Genomic DNA, 5544 nt, shown 5'->3' with positions numbered 1-5544 from the left:
GCGCGCAGCGGCGTGGCCGGCGCCATCGGCGACATCGGCTCGCACGCGGAGAACCTGGTGGCGACGGTGACGGGCCTGGAGCTGGAAAGCATCTGCGCGGACCTCACCATCTTCGTGCCGGGCCGGCGCCTTGACGACGACGGCAATGTCCTGCTGCGGTTCAAGAACGGCGCCAGGGGCGTGCTGATCGCGTCSCAGATCGAGGTGGGYTGCGARAACGACCTGCGGCTGCGCGTGTTCGGCACCACCGGTACGCTGGATTGGCGCCAGGAGGAGCCCAACCGGCTGCTGCATGCTCCCATCGACGGCCCGGCCCGCATGCTGACGCGGGGCTCGCCGTGGCTCGGTGAGGCAGCCCGCCGAGCGACACGCTTGCCCACGGGGCACCCCGAGGCCTTTATCGAAGCCTTTGCCAATGTCTACCTGGGAGTGGCTGCGCACATCCGCGCGCTGCAATCTGGCAATACACCGGATCCGCTGGACGCCGACTATCCCCGCCTCGAAGATGGCGCCCGCGGTGTGCGGTTCATCGAGAAGGTGGTGCAGTCTGCGGCCAGCACGGCCAAGTGGACGCCGTTCGAGGATTGACCGATGTTCATGGGCATTGATCTGGGCACCTCCAGTGTCAAGGCGGTCGTGCTGGACCGCGGCCACCGCCTGGTGGCCAGCGGCTCCGCGCCGCTGTCGGTGGATGCACCCCGGCCCTTGTGGCGCGAGCAGCATCCTTCGGAATGGTGGCGTGCGTGCGATGCAGCCGTGGGTGCCGCGTTGCAGGAATTGCGGCGCGGTGGCCACGCAGGCGGCGAGATCGAGGCCGTCGGCCTGACCGGGCAGATGCACGGCGCGACCCTGCTGGATGGGCGCGGTGAGGTTCTGCGGCCGGCCATCCTCTGGAACGACGGCCGGGCGGCGGCGGAATGCGCGGAACTGGAGCGGGCGGTGCCGCGGTCACGTCAGATCACCGGCAACCTGATGATGCCGGGTTTCACGGCGCCCAAGCTGCTTTGGGTATCCAAACACGAGCCCGGCGTGTTCGACCGGGTGCGGCAAGTACTGCTGCCCAAGGACTGGTTGCGCTGGCGTCTGACCGGCGACTATGCGACCGACCTGTCCGACGCGTCCGGCACGCTGTGGCTGGATGTGGGCAGGCGCGCATGGAGTGACGAACTCCTGGCCGCTTGCGGCCTGTCTACCGCGCACATGCCCAGGTTGCACGAAGGCCCGGAGGTCACCGGCACTCTGCTGCCAGAGGTCGCGCAGCATTGGGGCTTGCGCGAAGTGCCGGTGGTAGCCGGTGCCAGCGATAACGCAGCAGGCGCCCTGGGCGCTGGTGTGGTGAACCCGGGTGAAGCGATGCTGTCCCTGGGAACGTCCGGTGTGGTGTTCGTGGCCACCGGCTCTTTTGTCGCCAATCCACAGCAGGCGGTGCACAGCTTCTGCCACGCGTTGCCAGAGGCCTRGCACCTGATGTCCGTGATGCTGTCGGCCGCCTCGTGCCTCGAGTTCACAGCGGGGCTGCTGGGAGAGCGCGACGTGGCCGTGCTGCTTGCGCAGGCAGAGCAGCGCGGCCTGCGCGAAGACACCCCGTTGTTCCTGCCTTATCTGAACGGCGAACGCACGCCGCACAACAATCCGCATGCCAAAGCCGTGTTCTTCGGCATGCACGCAGGCACGCAGCGCGAAGACATTGTGAATGCCACCCTCGAGGGTGTGTGCCTGGGCATGGCGCAGGGGATTGCCGCGCTGCAGTCGGTTCAGCCTGGCCTTGCGCGCGTCAGCCTGATCGGCGGCGGCTCGCGCAATGCCTATTGGGCTCAGATGCTGGCCGACGCTACCGGCCTGCAGGTGGTCCGGCACGCGGATGCCGAGGTTGGCCCATCGCTGGGCGCAGCCCGGCTGGCCTGGCTGGCCTGCGACCCGGGCGAAGCGGCGAAAATATTTTGTGCACCAGAGGTGACTGACGTATTCGAGGTGCGAGCGGCCGAGAGGACGCGGATGCAGAACCGCGCCGCCCGGCTGGCAGGGTTATACAACAGCCTCGTACCTCACTTCCAGCCATAGAAAGTGGAGTCGCCACCCGCGTGTTGGCGTGGCAATGGCATCTGTCACAACCTGCTGGCGCAGATGGTCCGGCCAGATTTCGAAGTCAGGATGCCTGCGGAAGGTAGCTGGGCCTGGCCGCCGTCATCCCGGCTTTGACATGTTGGGTGATTTCATCGGCCAGCACTTCATCAACCCCCAATTCGAGTCCGTCGAGCGCACGCTTGACGATGTCTTCAGGGCTGGACTTCGGAACCTCGAAGCCGCGCGTGAGGTCGGTATCGACATAGGCCATGTGCAGCCCCAGCACCTGCGTCTTTTGCGCCGCGAGTTCACTGCGCAAGGCATTGGTGAGCGACCAGGCCGCCGACTTGCTGGCCGAATAAGCTGCCAGCTCACCGCCGTTCACCCACGAGGCCACCGACAACACATTGAGAAGGGCACCGCCGCCGTTGCCTTTGAGAACCGGCGCGAAGGCCTTGCTCATGCGCAGTACGCCGTAGACGTTGGTCTCGAAGATGCGCCGGGTGGTGTCTTCACTGTCGGCCGCCAGAAAGCCACCCGGCTGGGCAATGCCGGCATTGTTGATTACCAGCGTGACATCCGGCGCCAGCGCTGCGGCGGCCGCTACGTCTTCAGGCTTGGTGACGTCGAGCTTTAAAGCCTGAACACCGGGCAGGGTGATGGTGGCGGGGTCGCGAGCGGCCGCGTAGACCTTGCGGGCACCGCGGGCGAGCAGCTCGCGCGCGAATGCCAGGCCGATGCCGCGATTGGCGCCGGTGACGAGAACAACAGCGTTTTTGATTTGCATGAGAAAACTCCAGTGGGTGGGAAAAGCAGATTAGGGAAAACAGGTTCACTTGACCTTGATGACGACCTTGCCTTTTGCATGGCCCGCCTCGACGTAGGCCAAGGCCTCGTTGGTTGCCTCGAACGGAAAGACCCGGTCCATCACCGGACGGATAGCACCAGCATCGAAGAGCCGCGTGATCTCGCGCAGTTGGCTGCCACTTGCCTTCATGAAGAGAAACGCGTAGTCAACTTCGCGGCTCTTTGCCCTGCGCCGGATGCCTGAACTCAGCATGCGCATCACGAGCTTTACGAATGCAGGAGCACTGCTTTCCTTGCCGAATGCGGGATCGGGTGGGCCGGAGATGGAGATGAGTTTCCCGCCGGGCTTAAGCACGCGCAGTGACTTCTTCAACGTCTTGCCGTCCTGGCTGTTCAGCACCACGTCGTAGTCGCGCAAGACGGCCTCGAAAGCCTGCGTCTTGTAGTCGATCACGACGTCCGCGCCCAGACTCTTCACAAGCGCGACATTACCCGTGCTGGTCGTCGTGGCGACGGTGGCGCCCAGGTGCTTGGCCAACTGAATGGCAAAACTGCCTACGCCGCCGGAGCCCGCCTGAATGAAGACCTTTTGCCCCTTTTTCAGCTGGGCCTTTTCAACCAACGCCTGCCAGGCCGTCAAAGCCACCAGGGGAATGGAAGCGGCTTCTTCCATCGTGAGCCCCGCAGGCTTGAGCGCCAGGGATGCCTCCTTGACCGGGACGAATTCAGCGAAGGTACCGATCCGGAAATCATCCGGCCGGGCGTAGACCTCATCGCCCGGCTTGAACTGCCGCACGCCTGGGCCGACCTTGACGACCACCCCAGCGACGTCGTGGCCCAGAATGAGAGGCAGGCGATAGGGCAGTATGAGTTTGAACTCGCCGTCGCGGATTTTGAAGTCCAGCTGGTTCACACCAGCGGCATGCACCTGGACCATGACCTCGTCATCGCGCAGCTCCGGGCTCGGCATGTCCGTCAACCGCAAACTGCTTTTTTTTCCATAACGTTCAACGATGAATGCTTTCATGATGTTTTCACTGTTGGCATCACGTCGAGCCGCAGATCTTTTCGAATCCCGGCATCCACCAGACCAGCAGGCGCAAATGTCCGGAGGAATCGCAGGCGACTCGCGAGTCCGCCTGCGGTGTATCGGAGTTTGGGGCGAGCGGCACTGGCAGCTTTCAGCACGACGTCCGCCACGACGCCCGGCTGTTCCGCAGTCGCCATCACTTCCTTCACGCGCTGGCTCACGGCGGCGCGAACCTCGCGGTACTCCTCGAGCTTGGTGTCGGGTTCCAGGAAGTTCGCGTCGAACGGCGTCTTCGTGTATGCGGGCTCGATGACCGAGACCCGGATGCCCCTCGTGCGTAGCTCATGGTCGAGCGACTCGGAGTAGCCTTCGATCGCATGCTTCGTCGCCGCATACAGTGCCCCGTACGGCATTGGCAGGAAACCAAGCACCGAGCCGATATTGATGATGCGTCCCGCGCCCTGTCGGCGCATGTGCGGCACGACGGCGCGCGTCATCCGGACGATCCCGAAGAAGTTGGTGTCAAAGATCGCCTGGGCCTGCGCGATCGAACTTTCCTCCGCACCGGCCGGGGCGACCCCGAAGCCCGCGTTGTTGACCAGCAGGTCGATGCGGCCTTCAAGCTGAATCAGCTGTTGCACCGCGGCTTCAACCGACGCGTCCTGGGTCACATCCAGTGGCAGTATCTCGAAGGGCTGACCACCTGCCCGGCCGCCGCGCCGGCTGGTGCCGTAGACCTTGTAGCCGGCCTGCGAAAGCCGCAGCGCAACCGCTTCGCCTATACCTGAGGAGGCGCCTGTCACCAGGACAACTTTGTAGTGGGGGTTCATGGTGTTGTTCTTTCAGCGTGAAGTGAATTTGGAATGATGATCGTCATACATAATTGCGAGGAAAAAAGCAGGCATGGCTCAAAAAGAGAATTCAGTGGGAGACCGGTACCAGCTGCTTCAGCGCGGCTTCGCAAAAGCTGTCCGCCAGCGCGGGCTCGTCGACCACGCGCGCCAGCAGCAAGGTGCCGACCATGGTGGCGACCGTCGCCAGCGCGCGCTCGTGGGCGCCGGGCTGGCCCCAATCGGGTGACTGGCGGGCGACGAAATCCACCATTTCCTTGATGTGGCGGGTGGTCGCGCGGCGCACTTCAGGCGCCTGGCGCGGTGTCTCCGAACCCAGCGCGGCCAAGGGACAGCCCATCTCGATCTGCTCCCGGTGCTCCGGCGAGAGGTAGGCGCGCAGCATGGCCGCCATGGCCTGTTCAGGCGGCGAGCCGGCCGCAACACCCGCCACCACGGCAGCCGATTCGGCACAGGCCCGCGTTGCGGCTTCGGCCAGCATGGCCTCGCGCGACGCGAAGTGGGCGTAAAACGCACCATGGGTCAGGCCGGCCTCTTTCATGATGTCGGCCACGCCGGTGCCGCTATAGCCGCTGCGGCGTATTGCCCGCGCGGCCACGGAGACGATGCGTTCGTGGGAGGCCTCCTTGGCAGCCGTTCTGGCGTTGATTTTGGTGTTTCGCATGATGAGTATCATACATTATTTGGCAACTATGCGTGCCCAGGCAATTTTGATCGCTGACTTGTTGCGTGTCCCTCACGCAACGCCAGGATGGACAACAGGGAAGGAAGGGACGGTGCTGCGCGCAGGCC

At 64.3% G+C, this 5544-nt stretch carries 6 protein-coding genes; 2 read left to right on the top strand and 4 right to left on the bottom strand.

Annotated elements, in window-relative coordinates; all coding sequences use genetic code 11:
* Both AC1D1P_RS12960 and xylB read left to right on the top strand, forming a co-directional pair.
* Positions 1-588 (top strand): Gfo/Idh/MocA family protein (locus AC1D1P_RS12960; RefSeq protein WP_477673265.1); only part of this gene is annotated, 588 nt, incomplete at its 5' end.
* A 3-nt stretch (positions 589-591) separates the two neighbouring features.
* Positions 592-2061 carry a xylulokinase gene (xylB, locus tag AC1D1P_RS12955; protein ID WP_477673264.1) on the top strand — a complete coding sequence of 490 codons (1470 nt, stop codon included), beginning with the start codon at positions 592-594 and terminating at the stop codon, positions 2059-2061.
* 85 nt (positions 2062-2146) lie between these two features.
* Here xylB and AC1D1P_RS12950 read toward each other — a convergent pair whose 3' ends face one another.
* The 4 genes from AC1D1P_RS12950 to AC1D1P_RS12935 form a co-directional block, all read right to left on the bottom strand.
* The gene (locus tag AC1D1P_RS12950) at positions 2147-2851 is read right to left on the bottom strand and encodes an SDR family oxidoreductase (RefSeq protein WP_477673263.1); all 705 of its coding nucleotides are present in this window, start codon (positions 2849-2851) and stop codon (positions 2147-2149) included.
* Between the two features lie 45 nt (positions 2852-2896).
* The gene (locus AC1D1P_RS12945) at positions 2897-3898 is read right to left on the bottom strand and encodes an NADP-dependent oxidoreductase (protein WP_477673262.1); all 1002 of its coding nucleotides are present in this window, start codon (positions 3896-3898) and stop codon (positions 2897-2899) included.
* Entirely contained in the window at positions 3895-4731 is an 837-nt protein-coding gene (locus tag AC1D1P_RS12940; protein ID WP_477670171.1) for an oxidoreductase, read from the bottom strand. The genes AC1D1P_RS12945 and AC1D1P_RS12940 overlap by 4 nt, the downstream gene beginning before the upstream one ends.
* Before the next feature lie 91 nt (positions 4732-4822).
* A complete protein-coding gene (locus tag AC1D1P_RS12935; protein WP_477670170.1) occupies positions 4823-5428 on the bottom strand; it encodes a TetR/AcrR family transcriptional regulator in 606 nt (201 codons plus the stop codon).
* Positions 5429-5544: the final 116 nt, after the last annotated feature.

The sequence above is a fragment of the Polaromonas sp. P1_E1_2 genome (assembly GCF_056406035.1).
This window is presented reverse-complemented; position numbering and strand designations above follow the sequence as displayed.